We start from the raw sequence: 14,248 nt of genomic DNA on the forward strand, positions 1-14,248 counted from the left end.
GATTTCGGTCTTTTCAATGACTGTTCGCGGCAGATCCGGCACCCCACGTCGCAGGTATCAGATCCCTGGATCGGGGTGCCGGAAGTAGGGGCAATGTGTGCCAATCATGTGGATCAGCCAGCGGGTATAACCCGTTATTTCACCAGCGCCTTGTCACCGCCCTCGCGGACCCAGAACAGCGTCGCGCCGGCCACTGCGGCGGGCATCATCAGGATGTTGAGTCCCGGCACCAGCAGCGCAGCGTAGGTGGCGCCGCCGAAGCCCAGGCTCTGCCAGCGCTTCTCGCGCAGCCAGGCGAGCATCTCGTTCCAGCCCAGCTTGTGGTTGTCCGCCGGGTAATCGATGTACTGCACAGCCATCATCCAGATACCGAAGATGATCCACAGCGGCGCGGCCAGCAGGTTGAGCCCCGGGATGAAGGAAAGGATGAGCAGGGCGGCCGCACGAGGCAGGAAGTAGGCCAGCTTGCGCAGTTCTCGGCCAACGGTGCGCGGGATCATCGCCATCAGCTCGCCCCAGCTGAAGGATGGGAAGTTGTCCTGGCCGCGGACAACCACCTCGACCTTCTCCGCGAGGAAACCGTTGAGCGGCGCGGCGATGACGTTGGCGAGCATGGTGAAGGTGAAGAAGATCAGCACCAGCACCAGCAGGACGAAGAGTGGCCAGATCAGGTACTGGAGGAAACTCAGCCAGTCCGGAAGGCTTGGCATGAAGGCATCGACCCAACCGCTGAATTCCTGCATCGCAAAACCGATCAGAGCCATGAACAGCAGCAGGTTTACGGTCAGTGGCAGCAGCACGAATAGGCGCAGCCCGGGACTGAGGACCAGTTTCAGCCCCTCGCCGAGGTACTGCGGGCCGGAGAGAGTAGGTGTCAGCATGGAGGTTCCCCCAAGGTTGAAATCGCGCCGACCTTACCGGCTTTGCCGCTGCGCTGGAAAGGCCCGAAACGGCTGGGAACAATTTCCTCTGACGGGTATGCCGCTGTTTGGAGACCACGTCATAGGCCCTTCCTATGGCCGGCATTGAGAATCGACATTTCCGCTGCAGCGGGAGGGCCCGTAACCTTGCGGCCATTCCCTGGTCCGCTGGCGAAAGCTGGGGGCCAGGCCCGGTTCGACGGAGCCACTGTATCTTCAAAGCCTTCCCCAAGTGCCGCAGTGGCTCCTTTTTATTTGCACGCCGGCTAACCGGCAGGAGTCAGCCATGTCCGAAGCACGCCATTCGCGGGTCATTATCCTCGGTTCCGGACCGGCGGGTTACACCGCCGCTGTCTATGCCGCCCGGGCCAACCTCAAGCCACTGCTGATCACTGGCATGCAGGCTGGCGGCCAGCTGACCACCACCACCGAGGTCGACAACTGGCCGGGCGATCCCCACGGCCTGACCGGCCCGGCGCTGATGCAGCGTATGCAGGAGCATGCCGAGCGTTTCGAGACCGAGATCGTGTTCGATCACATCAACGCGGTGGACCTGGCCGGCAAGCCGTTCACCCTGGTCGGTGACAGCGCGACCTACACCTGCGATGCGCTGATCATCGCTACCGGCGCCAGCGCCCGCTACCTGGGGCTACCGTCCGAGCAGACGTTCATGGGCAAAGGCGTTTCCGCCTGCGCCACCTGCGATGGCTTCTTTTACCGCAACCGGGAGGTCGCAGTGGTAGGCGGTGGCAATACCGCTGTGGAAGAAGCGCTGTACCTGGCCAACATTGCCAGCAAGGTCACCCTGATACATCGTCGGGAGACCTTCCGCGCCGAGAAGATTCTGCAGGACAAGCTGATGGCGCGGGTTGCCGAAGGCAAGATCGTACTGAAGCTGAATGCTGAAGTGGACGAAGTGCTGGGCGACGACATGGGCGTCACCGGCGTGCGCCTGAAGCGTCAGGACGGCGCCGGCGAGGATTTGAAGGTCGACGGCCTGTTCGTCGCCATCGGTCATACCCCGAATACCTCGCTGTTCGAAGGCCAGCTGGCATTGAAGGACGGCTATCTGGTGGTCAGCGGCAGCCGCGACGGTAATGCCACCGCGACCAGCGTGCCGGGTGTCTTCGCTGCGGGTGATGTGGCCGATCACATCTATCGCCAGGCCATCACTTCGGCCGGAGCCGGCTGCATGGCGGCACTGGATGTAGAGCGATACCTCGACGCGCAGTGAGATCGGAAGGAGAAAAACCCCGCAAAGCGGGGTTTTTTCATGGCTGACCAGTCAAGCGTTAGTCCGTAGGATGGGTTGAGCGCAGCAATACCCATCATGTCACTGCACGACTGTTGGGTATCGCTGCGCTCCACCCAACCTACACAAAGACTCGTCAGAGCATGGGGGGTTGAGCTTCGCTCAGCGTCCCCCTACGCCTTGCGTTGCAGCGGCTGGCGCTCGAAGCGCACACCGGCTAGGCCGGTGGCCATCAGGGCGCGGATATTGCCATGGTCGTTGCCGTCTGGCGTGGCCAGGACGGAGCGGTAATGCTCGCCGAAGGCCTGCAGGGTTTCTTCCAGGCTGAAGCCCTCTAGCAGCGCGAGGCCTAGGGTCTTGCAGGAGCCTTCGTTCTGCCCGGCAGCGTTCTCTACCGAGCCATTGGCGAAGGCACTTTGCTGATAGTCGTAGTGGGTCGCAATGAAAGCAAGAGTATCGGCAAAGAGGTGCTGCTCGCTGTGCAGGCGGGCACGGAAGTCGTTCAGGTCAGTCATTCTTTGTTCGCTTTGTTGAAGGCCGCTTGCTGCTCGGCGCTGGCTTCTTTCTGGTATTTGGCCTTCCACTCGGCATAGGGCATGCCGTAGATCTCTTCGCGTGCTTCGTCGGGGCTCACTTCGACGCCAATGTCGTCGGCGGCGGCCTTGAACCACTTGGACAGGCAGTTGCGGCAGAAGCCGGCGAGGTTCATCAGGTCGATGTTCTGTACATCCGGACGGCTGCGCAGGTGTTGCACCAGACTGCGGAAGGCTGCGGCTTCGAGTTCGAGGCGTTCTTGCTCGGTCATGGCAGGACTCTCCTGGGGCTTGCGGGAGGAATTGTGCGGGATGATAAAAGCCCGCCCAGGCGGCGACAATGCCCGGCGGCAGCTTGCAGCCGGGCGGGAAGGAAGGCCTTAGCGGTGGCTGGCCAAGGTAATGGAGACTGACTCGGCGAAGCGCAGGGCGTGGGGCTTATCCACCTCGACCTCAGCGTAGCGCACGTTGGAGTTGGCCATGATCAGGTCGAGGATTTCCTGGGTCAGGCGCTCCAACAGGGCGAAGCGGTTTTCCTCGACATGGCGGATGATCGCCTTGGTGATGGTGCGGTAGTTCAGCGCGTGGTCGATGTCGTTGTCGCGCACGGCGTCAGTCGCGGGGTAGAGGATGGTCAGGTTGATCAGCACATCTTGCTTGTTGTTGATCTCCTCTTCCTTTATTCCGATGAAGGTGCGCAGGCGCAGGTCCTTGACGCGGATACGCGCCATTCCGGGCTCCAGTCGCGGCATTCTTACTTGCTCCGTCCGATCAATTGCAGGAATTCCTGGCGGGTAGTGCTGGACTCTCGGAAAGCTCCGAGCATCACCGAGGTGCTCATCACCGAGTTCTGCTTCTCCACACCTCGCATCATCATGCACATGTGCTGGGCCTCGATCACCACCGCGACGCCTGCGGCCCCCGTCACTTCCTGGATGGCCTCGGCAATCTGTCGGGTGAGATTCTCCTGGATCTGCAGGCGTCGCGCGAACATATCGACGATGCGTGCGACCTTCGACAGACCCAGCACTTTGCCGGTGGGAATGTACGCTACATGGGCCTTGCCGATGAAGGGAAGCAGGTGGTGTTCGCACAATGAATAGAGCTCGACATCCTTGACCGTCACCATCTCGTCATTGTCGGAGGCGAAGAGGGCGCCATTGACGATCGCTTCGAGGGATTGCTCGTAGCCGTGGCACAGGTAGCGCATAGCCTTGGCAGCACGCTTGGGCGTGTCCAGCAGGCCTTCACGTTCCGGGTTCTCGCCCAGGCCCACCAGAATTTCCCGGTAGTGTTGCGACAGTTGTTCGCTCATGGCGTTTGTCCTTCGGCTCGTATCAGACGACATGGCGGCCGCCGTTGAGGGTTAGGGTGGTGCCGGTGACGTAAGGATTGTCCAGCAGATAGCGCAGGCTCTGGTAAACCACTTCGGGGCCGGGTTCGATGCCCAGCGCCGACTTGGCGAGCGTCTTCCTGCGGTACTCGGCGTCGTCGTCCGGGTTGAACATGACCAGGGCCGGTGCAATGCCGTTCACCTTGATATGGGGGGCGAAGCGAGCTGCAAAGGACAGGGTCAGGTTGTCCAGCCCCGCCTTGCTGGCGCAATAGGCCAGGCGTTTGGCGCTGCCCTTGCGTGCAACATCGTCGCTGATGTGCACGATGTCGGCCGGACTGCTGCGGCGCAGCAGGTCTTCGCAATGCAGGTTGATCAGGTAGGGCGCGAGCATGTGCACGCTGAACATGCGCTGGAACGCGTCAGCTTCCTGACCGGGGACTTCAGTGAGCCAATCAGATGCGTTGTGCACGATGGCGCGCAGGCTCCCAGTACTGCTCCTGAGGGCAACGATGAAATCGAGAATGCCGCGCTCGCTGGAGAGATCTGCCTGCAGGGCAATGGCGCCGCGTTCACGCAGCTGGCCGACAGCGTCGCGCTCAGTCCGGTAGCTGATGATCACCGGCTGCCCTTCATCGAGCAGCCGCCCAGCGCAGTGCAAACCGACGCGCTGGCTGGCGCCGGTGATCAGGATGGGGGGTAGGGGAGCGCTCATGTGCGCCTCGTTCAGGGATTGGGCATGGCCGGCAATTCAACGGTTCGCCAGCTTCTCGGACTCAACGTTATACCAGAGGGTGTGTTTGTACAACTGTTGGCCACCCTGCGCATCTCTGCAAATCCCTTGAAAACAGGCGATCTATGGCTTTTTTGTGCGAGGCTTCAGCTGATTGATGAAGGATTAAGTTGTACATTGTTTTTAATTGTACAATTATTCGTCAGCGAGATTGGTAAGCGGCGGTGTCACGCATACCACCGAGCGTCGCCCTTGCAACCAGGGGGCCAGCAGACGGGTGGAAAGTGGTATGAACCAATAGGTCATCAATGGCGTGAGGGCCAGGGTGCTGAGGAAGATCCGCAGGGCCAGGGGAAGGTCGCTCAGTGCGTCTCCGAACAGCAGATTGAAGGCCAGGGATACGGGAAAGAACGCCAACCAGATAGCCACGCTCTGCTTCCACCGCGGCGGCCGTTGCTCGGCTGCTCCGAACCAGGCGTCCAGGCCCGTTGCGCGCACTTCATGAGGTTGCTCGAACAGGCCGCTGCCGCGTTGCAGCCAGGCGTGGCGAGAGGCGGAGTGTTCCCAGGTAGCCATGGTCTGTTCGTCGGAAAAGCGGAAAACCATCTGGAATTCGTCGTCATCGGGCGGTGGTGCCAGCACGCCGGAGCCCAGGTAGCCGGGGAAGTCGGCGGCCAACTGCTCGCCTTCGCGCAGCCAGTGCATGAAGTCCTGGTAGCGCTCGCGAGGCACGCGGCGCGCCACCATCAAGGTGACGGGGTCGGTAGACATCGTGTATCTCCAAAAGCCAGGCGAGTGCTCGGGTAGAGCGATTCGCGTCACGCAGCGCCGGGGTATTGGGCTACATGAAAAAAGAGGCAAGGATTATTCCGCTTTTTCCGCCCGATACAAGGCATGAGGCTCTGCCGTATGAAGCCTGTAATTGGAATCCGCCACACTCGGGTTAAACTGCCAGAACACTTTTCTGCCGATTGCCACGTCATGACCGAATCTGGTGCTTCCTTCGCCTCGGGCGCCCTGAAACAGGAAGAGCTGTTCCCCATCCGTGAAGTCTCGCGCCTGACCGGCGTCAATCCGGTCACCCTGCGGGCCTGGGAACGCCGCTACGGGCTGATCCAGCCGACCCGCACCGACAGTGGCCATCGGCTTTACTCGATGACCGACGTCGACTCGGTGCGCAGCATCCTGGCGTGGATAGATCGCGGTGTGCCGGTGAGCAAGGTCGGCAAGCTGCTGGCCAAGGGCGGCGCGGCGCGAGTACCGGTAGCGCCGGTCTATCGCGAAGTGGCTTCCGGTGAGTGGAACGAATGGCAGGGCCGCGTGCGGCACGCTGTTTCACGCTTCGATGAGGCGGAGCTGGAGCGGGTCTACGGGCAAGTCTTTTCCACCTACCCGCTCCATGCGGTGTTCCAGGACGTGTTGATGCCGGTCTGGCAGGAGTTGCTGGTACGCCAGGATGAGCCGGGTGTCGGCAGCGAGTGGGTATTGCTCGACAGCTTTCTGCGCGCGCGGGTGCTCCAGCGCCTGCAGCTCGCTCGTGACAGTCAGCAGGCGCGGGTGTTGCTGGCACCCTTGTCAGCACAGTGTCGTGAATTGGAGTTGCTGGTGACGGGTTTGCTGCTGGGAAGCAGCGAGCTTGGCGTCAGCGTGCTCGGGCTTGGGCAGCCTTTGGATGAGCTGGAGTTGGTCTGCGGGAAGACCCTGCCGCAGGCGCTGGTGCTGTTTTCCAACCACCCCCCTGCCGACAACTTGGAGCGTGAGCTCGGTCGCTTGGCCTTGGCCTTGGATTGCCCTCTGGCTCTGGCAGGCGAGGTGTCGGACTTGATGGGCGAGGAGCTGGCCGGCTCTCCCGTGGCCTGCCTGGGTAGCGAAGGGCGACTGATGCAGCGTCGCCTCCGGCAATTCCTTGCGGGGCACCTCGATACCTGATCGGGGACTTCTTCCATTTCCAATGACCGTTCGGCGGGGAACCTCGCCCTGCCGAGGGCGTCCATCTGCATTTCGGATGGCGATTTTCCATACAGAAATTATGCAATATTTTTAATTGTGTGATTTTTGTATGGATATCGGGTTGCGCACCCGGTAGTCATTCCTTCCCTCAACTGGGCTACCGGTGTTTCATTCCCATGGAATATGCGCCCCGCCGTTTTCGGGGGCGCAGACGCTGTGATCAACCCTTGAGTGCAGCCAGTTCGGCCTTCAGGCTGGCGACTTCGTCTTCGAGATCGCGGATGCGCTGGCGCGCCTCTACCTGCTCGGTGACGTTCTTCTGAATGCCGATGAAATAAGTCAGTTGGTCCGATTCGTTGAACACCGGCGTGATGGACAGCTCGTTCCAGAATGGGCTGCCGTCCTTGCGGTAGTTACGAACAATCTGGCGGCATGGCTGGCTTTTGCGGATGGCCTGGCGAATGGCGGCCAGACCGATCTGGTCGCGATCCTTGCCCTGCAGGAACCGGCAGTCCTGGTAGAGGATATCGTCACGGGCATAGCCAGTGAGACGCTCGAACGCGGCGTTGGCGTAGATCAGGATGTTGTCATCGCCTTCCTGCTCGGCGACCACTATGCCGTCGTTGGATGCGTCTATGACCAGTTGCAGCAGTTTGGCGTTGATCATATTCAGGCTCGTCAGGTCGGACTGATCAATTCTAAAGCATCATGTGGCCCTTTCCACTTGCGGCATAATGCGTGTCATTACGCCTTGTTTCGGAGTACCCATGAAAGTCGCCATCCTGTCCGGCTCGGTTTACGGCACCGCTGAAGAAGTCGCCCGTCATGCCGAAAAGCTGCTCGAACTCCAAGGCCTGGAAGCCCGATATCAGCCACGGGTGAGCCTGGAAGAACTGGTCGCCTTCGACCCCGACGCCGTGCTGACCGTGACCGCTACCACTGGCATGGGTGAGCTGCCAGACAACCTGTTGCCCCTCTACCATGAACTGCGCGACCGGCTGCCCAACTGGCGTGGACGTCCTGGCGCGGTGCTGGCGCTGGGTGACTCCAGCTACGAGACCTTTTGCGGTGGTGGTGAACTGATGCGTGAGCTGTATGCTGAACTCGGGCTGTGTGAGGTCGTCGAGATGCTGCGTCTGGACGCCAGCGAAACCGTTACACCGGAAGTCGATGCCGAGCCCTGGCTGGCCACTTTCGTTGCAGCGTTGAAGGCCTGATGCACCCGCGTGCAGCTTCCCTGATCCGCGAGCTTCAGCTGGCGCCCCACCCCGAGGGCGGCTATTACCGCAGGGTGTTCCAGTCAGCTGCGCAAGCAGCCAACGGCCGTGCCTGCTCTTCGGCCATCCTGTTTCTCCTGCCGCAGGGCGCAGTCAGCCGCTGGCACCGTGTGGATGCCGACGAGATCTGGCATTTCTACGAAGGTGAGCCGCTGGAGTTGCTGATTGCGGAAACCCCGTCGACCGTCCGGCGTGAACTGCTTGGCCCGGTGGCGGAAGACTGCATGCCGCAACGTGTCGTGGCGGCCCACGCCTGGCAGGCGGCGCGCGCGCTCGGCGACTACACCTTGGTGGGGTGCACCGTCGCGCCCGGGTTCGAGTTCGCCGGCTTCCGCCTGCTCGCTGACGACCCGCAGGCTCAGCGCGACTGGCCGCTGCTGGATCTGGCGCTGCTCTGAGCGATCGCCGATCGCCGGTCGGGGCAGCAAGGCGGAGGCCAATTCATTGGCTTTGTCCCTGTCATGTGCTGCAACGGGATGCATCTCTCGTAGGAGCGAGTTCGCTCGCGAAAAGGTCGGGTTCGCGAGCAAGCTCGCTCCTACCAGGCGCTAAGCCTAGCCGTTGATGATTGGCAACAGCTGACGCAGACAAAGCCCATTCATGGGCGCGCCATTGGTGGCCGCTTCGATCTGACTCGCACGGACAATAAGCTGGCTGCCAAGGCGACTTTCGGCGTTGGGGGCTGTGGCTAGACTCCTGGGTCAGCAAAACAATAACGAGGTGATCGCCATGCCAGCCCCACAAGTCCTGCCCCAACTCAATCTGAAGGACCAGGTGTCCGCTGCCGAGTGGCAGGCCCGCGTCGACCTGGCCGCCTGCTACCGGTTGATTGCGATGTATGGCTGGGATGACCTGATCTTCACCCATATCTCGGCCAAGGTCCCCGGTACAGAGGACTTCCTGATCAACCCCTTCGGGCTGATGTTCCACGAGATCACCGCGTCCAGCCTGGTGAAGATCGATCTGGCCGGCAACAAGTTGATGGACAGCCCTTTCGACATCAACCCGGCCGGCTACACCATCCATAGCGCCGTGCACGAGGTGCGTCCCGATGTAGCATGCGTGCTGCATATCCACACCCCGGCCGGGATCGCGGTTTCGGCACAGAAACAGGGCCTGTTGCCGATTTCCCAGCAATCGCTGTTCGTCCTTTCCAGCCTGGCCTACCACGACTACGAAGGCGTGGCGCTGAACCATGAAGAGAAGGCGCGACTGCAGGCCGACCTCGGCCAGGCGAATTTCATGATCCTGCCCAACCATGGGCTGCTGACCGCTTCGTCGAGCATCGCCGACACCTTCCTGATGATGTTCACCCTGCAGCGCGCCTGCGAGATCCAGATCATGGCTCAGGCCGGCGGCAGCGAACTTATCCACATCCCGCAGCAGATTCTCGACGGCGCCAAGGCGATGGTCGCTGGCGTGATGAGAAGCTCCCAGGGCATGGGCGGCTCGCTGCCCTGGCCGGCGCTGCTGCGCAAGCTGGACCTGCAGAACCCAGGGTACGCCGACTGATGGGGCTGGCGGGCATAGCCCTGGGCGACTGGCGCGCCCAGGGACGAGGGCTCCTGTTTCGCGGACAACGCATTCGCTATTGGGTTGCGGGGCAGGGCGCGCCGTTGCTGTTGATCCACGGCTTTCCCACGGCATCCTGGGACTGGCATTACTTGTGGCAACCGCTGGCGGAGCGCTACCAGGTGATTGCCTGCGACATGCTCGGGTTTGGCTACTCCGACAAGCCGCTCGGGCACGATTACCGCTTGCTGGAACAGGCCGACCTGCAACAGGCACTGCTTGCCCACCTGGGCATCGAGGGGCCGGTTCATGTGCTGGCTCACGACTACGGGGACAGTGTCGCCCAGGAACTCCTGGCGCGGCACCATGAGGGGCGCTTCCAGATGGCCAGCTGTGTTTTTCTCAACGGAGGCCTGTTCCCGGAAACCCACCGTCCGGTGCTGGTACAGAAGCTCTTGCTGAGCCCGATCGGTTTCCTGGTGGCACGAGGATTCTCGCGGCGCAAGCTGGCGGCCAATTTCGCCAAGGTATTCGGTCCGCATAGCCAGCCGAGTGAAGCAGAGCTGGATGACTTCTGGAGCCTGATCGCCGAACAGAATGGTCCGCGTGTCATGCACCGGCTGATCCGCTATATGCCGGAGCGCCGTCAGCAGCGTGACCGCTGGGTGGTGGCCATGCAGCGGGGCGATGTGCCCCTGCGGGTGATCGACGGTGCTGTGGATCCCATTTCTGGCGCACACATGGTGGCACGCTATCGCCAACTGGTACCCGAGGCGGATTGCGTGCTGCTCGAGGACATCGGCCACTATCCGCAAACCGAGGCGCCTGGGGAGGTGCTGCGGCATTACTTCGATTTCAGGGCAGGAGTGGATTAACGGACCGCTCTGGCAGCTATTTCAGACCTATCCGTCTAGGCCGCCCGAGTGACGCGAAATAGCATGCGCAGCTTTCGTTACCCGATCAGCGCAGGGAGCTTGGCTTCCTGTGAGGAGGCCCGCGCAAGATGCTGTTCAAGCTCCTGGTTTTCTTCTATCCGATCATTCGCCTGGTTGGCCCTTCGCTGTCGGCTTTGCTGTCAGTGGGCGGTCTGAGCCTGGCAGGCTACGCCTGGTTTCGGGAGGACGGCCTGATGTATTGGCTGGTCGCATTGGTCTGCTTCATCAGTGCAACTTTCCTGGGATTGCTGTGCCACAGCTACAACTGGTGGCTGTTCAAGCTCCGGCCACGAGGTTGCCTGTTCATCCCCCTCAAGTAGCTCGTTCATCCCCAGGCGTTATCGAGCACTATTCATGGTCGTGCGCATTCTTGTGGGGGCGTGGCTGCTGCCGGAAACTCGGTGCATTCCCAGGCCTGCCAAGGAGCCGATCGATGAGCGAAGCAATCAGGTTCGAAGACAAAGTCGTCATAGTCACCGGTGCGGGCGGTGGCCTCGGCCGTGCCCACGCGCTGCTGTTCGCCCGTCACGGGGCGAAAGTCGTGGTCAACGACCTCGGCGGCAGCACCCACGGCGAAGGCGCCAATGCCTCGGCCGCAGATCGGGTGGTTGCAGAGATTCGTGAGGCCGGCGGCACTGCGGTCGCCAGCCATGACTCGGTGACCGACGGCGACAAGATCGTGCAGGCTGCGCTGGACTGCTTCGGTCGAGTGGACGTGGTGGTGAACAACGCCGGCATCCTGCGCGACAAGACTTTTCACAAGATGGAAGACGCCGATTGGGACCAGGTCTACAAGGTCCATGTCGAAGGTGCCTACAAGGTCACGCGCGCTGCCTGGCCGCACCTGCGCGAGCAAAGTTACGGACGCGTGATCTTCACCTCGTCCACGTCGGGCATCTATGGCAATTTCGGTCAGTCCAACTACGGCATGGCCAAGCTGGGCCTGTATGGGCTGACTCGCAACCTGGCTCTCGAAGGTCGCAAGAACAACATCCTGGTCAACGCGATTGCCCCCACCGGCGGCACCCGCATGACCGAAGGCTTGATCCCTCCACAGGTTTTCGAGCAGCTCAAGCCCGAACTGGTCAGCCCGCTGGTGGTGTACCTGGGCAGCGAGCAATGCCAGGAAACCTCTGGCCTGTTCGAAGTCGGTGGCGGCTGGATTGGCAAGGTCCGCTGGGAGCGCAGCCTGGGCGTGGGCTTCGACCCCAAGGCCGGCTTCGATGCCGAGGATGTCGCGGCGGCCTGGCAGCGCATCTGCGACTTCGACAATGCCGCGCATCCGGCCGATAACGTCGAGGCGCTCAAGGAGATGATGGCCAACCTGCAGAAATACGCGCTCTGATCGCGACAGTCCTCCGGGGATTTCGGCCAGTGCGCTGAACGCCCTGGCAGGCGGAGCTAAGGTGAAGGCCGGCAGTGATGCCGGCCTTTTTCATTTGGGGCGGGGAGTTGTAGGGGCGAATTCATTCGCCCCTACAGTGTCTTTTACCTGCCAGCTTTGCAGGAGTCGCCATGAACATCAAAGTCGAAAGGAATGGCCCGGTCACGACCCTGATCATCGACCGGCCCGAAGTTCGCAACGCCGTGGATCGGCCTACTGCCGAGGCGTTAGCCGCTGCCCTACGCGCTTTCGATGCCGATGATGAGGCGCGCGTGGCAGTGCTCACGGGCGCGGGCGGCACCTTCTGCGCGGGGGCCGACCTTAGCGCAGTGGCCGAAGATGGCGCCCGGTGCAATCGCCTGGAGACCGAGGGCGATGGCCCGATGGGGCCAAGCCGCATGCAGTTGCAGAAGCCGCTGATCGCTGCCGTCGAGGGCCACGCCGTCGCCGGGGGAATGGAGCTGGCGCTGCTGGCGGATATGCGGGTGATGGCCGAAGACGCGGTGTTCGGCGTGTTCTGCCGGCGCTTCGGCGTGCCGTTGATCGACGGCGGCACGGTGCGCCTGCCGCGCATTGTCGGCCAGGGCCGAGCGCTGGACCTGATCCTCACCGGTCGCCCGGTGAAAGCCGAAGAGGCCCTGGCCATGGGCCTCGCCAACCGCGTGGTGCCCAAGGGCGAGGCGCGCGCCGCGGCGGAGCAGTTGGCCCATGCCATTTCCGCCTTTCCACAGCGCTGCATGCTGGCTGACCGCGCCAGTGCCTACGCGCAATGGGAGCTGCCCTTCGAGGCGGCTATCGCCAACGAGTTCAAGGGCGGCATGCGGGTGATCGGCAGTGGCGAAACCCTGGCTGGCGCCCGTGCCTTCAGCGTGGGCCAGGGGCGCCACGGTGATTTCAGCGGCGAATGATCATGTCTGGGATTCAGCGCATCAGGCCTTCCATCAGGTCGGCCAGCTTGAGGGCCATGGCCCGGCGCCAAGGTGCGCTGTTGGGGTTGGCCAGCACTCGGTCCTCATGCACGAAGCTGCGGATGATCGCGTTGTAGCCCAGCCAGCGGCAGGGTTCGGGCTCCCAGCGGCTCAGGCGGCTGATGGGCGTATTGCCGAGAACCCAGGGCTGGCGCGTCAGCGTCGTGTCCTTCTGCAGGATCAGGTCGGCCAGCGTGCGGCCGCCGAGGTTGCTGGCGCCCACGCCCTCGCCGCCATAGCCGCCGGAAAGGGCGATGCCGCTCTTGCGGTCGGCCAGCATGTGCGGCTGGAAGCGCCGTGCCATGCCGAGGTTGCCGCCCCAGGCGTGGCTGATGCGGACATTGCGCAGCTGCGGGAAGAGCTCGCCGAACAGGTAGCGGCGCAGGCCGATTTCGTCCTCGCTGAGGTGGAAGTTTTCGCGCAGGCGACCGCCAAAGCGGTATCCACCGCGGGCGCCGAAGGCCAGGCGATTGTCGGCGGTGCGTTGGCCGTAGGTGACTTGGCGGCTGCTTTCGCTGAAGGCCTGGCCGTGCTCCAGGCCAATGTCCGCCCATTGCGCGTCGCTCAATGGTTCGGTGGCGATCAACAGGCTTTGCACCGGCAGTTGGTAGCGGCCCAGCGGTGGCAGGCTGGCGGCATAGCCTTCGACGGCTGGCACCACCCATTGGGCCTTGAGCTGACCCTGAGCGGTACGCACCAGACCAGGCCGCCAGTCGGTGGCCGGGCTTTGCTCGAAGAGTTGCACGCCCAATTGTTCCACAACCCGCGCCAGGCCACGGACCAGGCGCGCCGGCTGGATGGTGGCGCAGTGTGGCGTGTGGATGGCCCCCAGCGCATTGGACACGCGCAACTGGCTGCTCAACTCAGACGGCGTCAGCCAGCGGTAGTCGGCTTCGGACAGCCCTTCGGTGTAGAGGTCCGCCAGTTGCGCACGCAGGCGTTTTTCCTGTTCCGGGTAGCGGGCCGCGCAATAGAGGACGCCGGCTTTGCGGTAGTGGCAGTCGATGCCTTCGCGTTGCAGCACGGTCGCGACTTCATCGGGGATGCCATGCAGCAGTTCGAAGGAGGCCCGGCGCAGTTCGGCCGGGAGCTTGCTCAGGACACGGTCTTCGCCCAGCAGGTTGCCCATCAGCCAGCCGCCATTGCGCCCGCTGGCGCCGAATCCGGCGAACTGGGCTTCGACGATGGCGATCTTCAGGTCCGGCGCTTGGCGCTTCAGGTAATAGGCTGTCCACAGCCCGGTGTAGCCGGCACCAATGATCGCCACGTCCACCTCCAGTGTGCCGGCCAGTGCCGGGCGCGGGGTGAGGTCTTCATCGAGCTGGTCCATCCACAGGCTGATCGAGCGCCAGTTCGGCATCGGCAGGTCTCCGCGGCAAAGTTGTCTTGGTTGGCAAGGCTAGCGGTTGTGTGGGGCGTTGTCGTCTGCGCGGGCACGCTCGGCGCCTGGG

Annotated in this window: 18 protein-coding genes; 9 read left to right on the forward strand and 9 right to left on the reverse strand. The window is 62.6% G+C overall.

From position 1 onward, the window contains the following. Positions 1–134: 134 nt before the first annotated feature. Positions 135–881, reverse strand: a complete 747-nt coding sequence (gene cysZ, locus J7302_RS18525) for a sulfate transporter CysZ (protein WP_215377969.1) — start codon at positions 879–881, stop codon at positions 135–137. A 325-nt stretch (positions 882–1,206) separates the two neighbouring features. Between cysZ and trxB the strand changes: the two genes are divergently transcribed. Next, entirely contained in the window at positions 1,207–2,154 is a 948-nt protein-coding gene (gene trxB / locus J7302_RS18530; RefSeq protein ID WP_215377971.1) for a thioredoxin-disulfide reductase, read from the forward strand. A gap of 191 nt (positions 2,155–2,345) precedes the next feature. Here trxB and J7302_RS18535 read toward each other — a convergent pair whose 3' ends face one another. The 6 genes from J7302_RS18535 to J7302_RS18560 all read right to left on the reverse strand — a co-directional run bounded on the left by J7302_RS18535 (position 2,346) and on the right by J7302_RS18560 (position 5,542). Continuing rightward, positions 2,346–2,687, reverse strand: coding sequence for a HopJ type III effector protein (locus J7302_RS18535; RefSeq protein WP_215377972.1), 342 nt, complete (start codon positions 2,685–2,687; stop codon positions 2,346–2,348). Continuing rightward, entirely contained in the window at positions 2,684–2,977 is a 294-nt protein-coding gene (locus J7302_RS18540) for a DUF1244 domain-containing protein (protein ID WP_215377973.1), read from the reverse strand. Before J7302_RS18540 ends, J7302_RS18535 begins: the two co-directional genes overlap by 4 nt. 108 nt (positions 2,978–3,085) lie before the next feature. Beyond that, on the reverse strand, positions 3,086–3,457 hold the full coding sequence (folX, locus tag J7302_RS18545) for a dihydroneopterin triphosphate 2'-epimerase (protein WP_215377974.1): 372 nt from the start codon (positions 3,455–3,457) through the stop codon (positions 3,086–3,088). Between the two features lie 2 nt (positions 3,458–3,459). Next, on the reverse strand, positions 3,460–4,020 hold the full coding sequence (folE, locus tag J7302_RS18550) for a GTP cyclohydrolase I FolE (protein ID WP_215377975.1): 561 nt from the start codon (positions 4,018–4,020) through the stop codon (positions 3,460–3,462). 22 nt (positions 4,021–4,042) lie between these two features. Beyond that, complete coding sequence (folM, locus tag J7302_RS18555; protein ID WP_215377976.1) at positions 4,043–4,753, reverse strand: dihydromonapterin reductase; 711 nt, start codon at positions 4,751–4,753, stop codon at positions 4,043–4,045. 213 nt (positions 4,754–4,966) lie between these two features. Next, complete coding sequence (locus J7302_RS18560; RefSeq protein ID WP_215377977.1) at positions 4,967–5,542, reverse strand: antibiotic biosynthesis monooxygenase; 576 nt, start codon at positions 5,540–5,542, stop codon at positions 4,967–4,969. Between the two features lie 210 nt (positions 5,543–5,752). On the opposite strand from J7302_RS18560, the gene J7302_RS18565 reads away from it, so the two are divergent. Further along, positions 5,753–6,700 carry a MerR family transcriptional regulator gene (locus tag J7302_RS18565; protein ID WP_215377979.1) on the forward strand — a complete coding sequence of 316 codons (948 nt, stop codon included), beginning with the start codon at positions 5,753–5,755 and terminating at the stop codon, positions 6,698–6,700. Between the two features lie 241 nt (positions 6,701–6,941). Here the strand turns inward: J7302_RS18565 and J7302_RS18570 are convergent, their stop codons facing one another. Continuing rightward, the gene (locus tag J7302_RS18570) at positions 6,942–7,388 is read right to left on the reverse strand and encodes a PAS domain-containing protein (protein ID WP_215377981.1); all 447 of its coding nucleotides are present in this window, start codon (positions 7,386–7,388) and stop codon (positions 6,942–6,944) included. A gap of 100 nt (positions 7,389–7,488) precedes the next feature. Here J7302_RS18570 and J7302_RS18575 point away from each other — a divergent pair, with 100 nt between their 5' ends. The 7 genes from J7302_RS18575 (at position 7,489) to J7302_RS18605 (ending at position 12,737) form a co-directional block, all read left to right on the forward strand. Then, on the forward strand, positions 7,489–7,938 hold the full coding sequence (locus tag J7302_RS18575) for a flavodoxin (RefSeq protein ID WP_215377982.1): 450 nt from the start codon (positions 7,489–7,491) through the stop codon (positions 7,936–7,938). Next, the gene (locus J7302_RS18580; RefSeq protein WP_215377984.1) at positions 7,938–8,396 is read left to right on the forward strand and encodes a cupin domain-containing protein; all 459 of its coding nucleotides are present in this window, start codon (positions 7,938–7,940) and stop codon (positions 8,394–8,396) included. Before J7302_RS18575 ends, J7302_RS18580 begins: the two co-directional genes overlap by 1 nt. A 331-nt stretch (positions 8,397–8,727) precedes the next feature. Further along, complete coding sequence (locus J7302_RS18585) at positions 8,728–9,510, forward strand: class II aldolase/adducin family protein (protein WP_215377986.1); 783 nt, start codon at positions 8,728–8,730, stop codon at positions 9,508–9,510. Continuing rightward, positions 9,510–10,385 carry an alpha/beta fold hydrolase gene (locus tag J7302_RS18590; RefSeq protein ID WP_215377988.1) on the forward strand — a complete coding sequence of 292 codons (876 nt, stop codon included), beginning with the start codon at positions 9,510–9,512 and terminating at the stop codon, positions 10,383–10,385. The genes J7302_RS18585 and J7302_RS18590 overlap by 1 nt, the downstream gene beginning before the upstream one ends. A 128-nt stretch (positions 10,386–10,513) precedes the next feature. Then, positions 10,514–10,765 (forward strand): hypothetical protein, encoded by a 252-nt coding sequence (locus tag J7302_RS18595; RefSeq protein ID WP_215377990.1) that lies wholly within the window; start codon positions 10,514–10,516, stop codon positions 10,763–10,765. 113 nt (positions 10,766–10,878) lie between these two features. After that, positions 10,879–11,790 carry an SDR family oxidoreductase gene (locus J7302_RS18600; protein ID WP_215377993.1) on the forward strand — a complete coding sequence of 304 codons (912 nt, stop codon included), beginning with the start codon at positions 10,879–10,881 and terminating at the stop codon, positions 11,788–11,790. Between the two features lie 170 nt (positions 11,791–11,960). Next, positions 11,961–12,737, forward strand: coding sequence for a crotonase/enoyl-CoA hydratase family protein (locus J7302_RS18605; RefSeq protein ID WP_215377996.1), 777 nt, complete (start codon positions 11,961–11,963; stop codon positions 12,735–12,737). 13 nt (positions 12,738–12,750) lie between these two features. Here J7302_RS18605 and J7302_RS18610 read toward each other — a convergent pair whose 3' ends face one another. Next, positions 12,751–14,157, reverse strand: a complete 1,407-nt coding sequence (locus J7302_RS18610) for an NAD(P)/FAD-dependent oxidoreductase (protein WP_215377999.1) — start codon at positions 14,155–14,157, stop codon at positions 12,751–12,753. Between the last annotated feature and the right edge of the window lie 91 nt (positions 14,158–14,248).

The organism is Metapseudomonas boanensis (genome assembly GCF_018704125.1).
In the GTDB taxonomy this organism is placed as follows: Bacteria; Pseudomonadota; Gammaproteobacteria; order Pseudomonadales; family Pseudomonadaceae; genus Metapseudomonas; species Metapseudomonas boanensis.

Excerpts from the sequence above, each read along its gene's own strand:
- trxB (WP_215377971.1), top strand. The coding sequence starts at position 1,207 with ATGTCCGAAGCACGCCATTCGCGGGTCATTATCCTCGGTTCCGGACCG.
- J7302_RS18540 (WP_215377973.1), bottom strand. The coding sequence starts at position 2,977 with ATGACCGAGCAAGAACGCCTCGAACTCGAAGCCGCAGCCTTCCGCAGT.
- J7302_RS18535 (WP_215377972.1), bottom strand. The coding sequence starts at position 2,687 with ATGACTGACCTGAACGACTTCCGTGCCCGCCTGCACAGCGAGCAGCAC.
- J7302_RS18600 (WP_215377993.1), top strand. The coding sequence starts at position 10,879 with ATGAGCGAAGCAATCAGGTTCGAAGACAAAGTCGTCATAGTCACCGGT.
- J7302_RS18575 (WP_215377982.1), top strand. The coding sequence starts at position 7,489 with ATGAAAGTCGCCATCCTGTCCGGCTCGGTTTACGGCACCGCTGAAGAA.
- folM (WP_215377976.1), bottom strand. The coding sequence starts at position 4,753 with ATGAGCGCTCCCCTACCCCCCATCCTGATCACCGGCGCCAGCCAGCGC.
- J7302_RS18580 (WP_215377984.1), top strand. The coding sequence starts at position 7,938 with ATGCACCCGCGTGCAGCTTCCCTGATCCGCGAGCTTCAGCTGGCGCCC.
- J7302_RS18560 (WP_215377977.1), bottom strand. The coding sequence starts at position 5,542 with ATGTCTACCGACCCCGTCACCTTGATGGTGGCGCGCCGCGTGCCTCGC.
- J7302_RS18610 (WP_215377999.1), bottom strand. The coding sequence starts at position 14,157 with ATGCCGAACTGGCGCTCGATCAGCCTGTGGATGGACCAGCTCGATGAA.
- folX (WP_215377974.1), bottom strand. The coding sequence starts at position 3,457 with ATGCCGCGACTGGAGCCCGGAATGGCGCGTATCCGCGTCAAGGACCTG.
- cysZ (WP_215377969.1), bottom strand. The coding sequence starts at position 881 with ATGCTGACACCTACTCTCTCCGGCCCGCAGTACCTCGGCGAGGGGCTG.
- J7302_RS18585 (WP_215377986.1), top strand. The coding sequence starts at position 8,728 with ATGCCAGCCCCACAAGTCCTGCCCCAACTCAATCTGAAGGACCAGGTG.
- folE (WP_215377975.1), bottom strand. The coding sequence starts at position 4,020 with ATGAGCGAACAACTGTCGCAACACTACCGGGAAATTCTGGTGGGCCTG.
- J7302_RS18595 (WP_215377990.1), top strand. The coding sequence starts at position 10,514 with ATGCTGTTCAAGCTCCTGGTTTTCTTCTATCCGATCATTCGCCTGGTT.
- J7302_RS18605 (WP_215377996.1), top strand. The coding sequence starts at position 11,961 with ATGAACATCAAAGTCGAAAGGAATGGCCCGGTCACGACCCTGATCATC.
- J7302_RS18590 (WP_215377988.1), top strand. The coding sequence starts at position 9,510 with ATGGGGCTGGCGGGCATAGCCCTGGGCGACTGGCGCGCCCAGGGACGA.
- J7302_RS18570 (WP_215377981.1), bottom strand. The coding sequence starts at position 7,388 with ATGATCAACGCCAAACTGCTGCAACTGGTCATAGACGCATCCAACGAC.
- J7302_RS18565 (WP_215377979.1), top strand. The coding sequence starts at position 5,753 with ATGACCGAATCTGGTGCTTCCTTCGCCTCGGGCGCCCTGAAACAGGAA.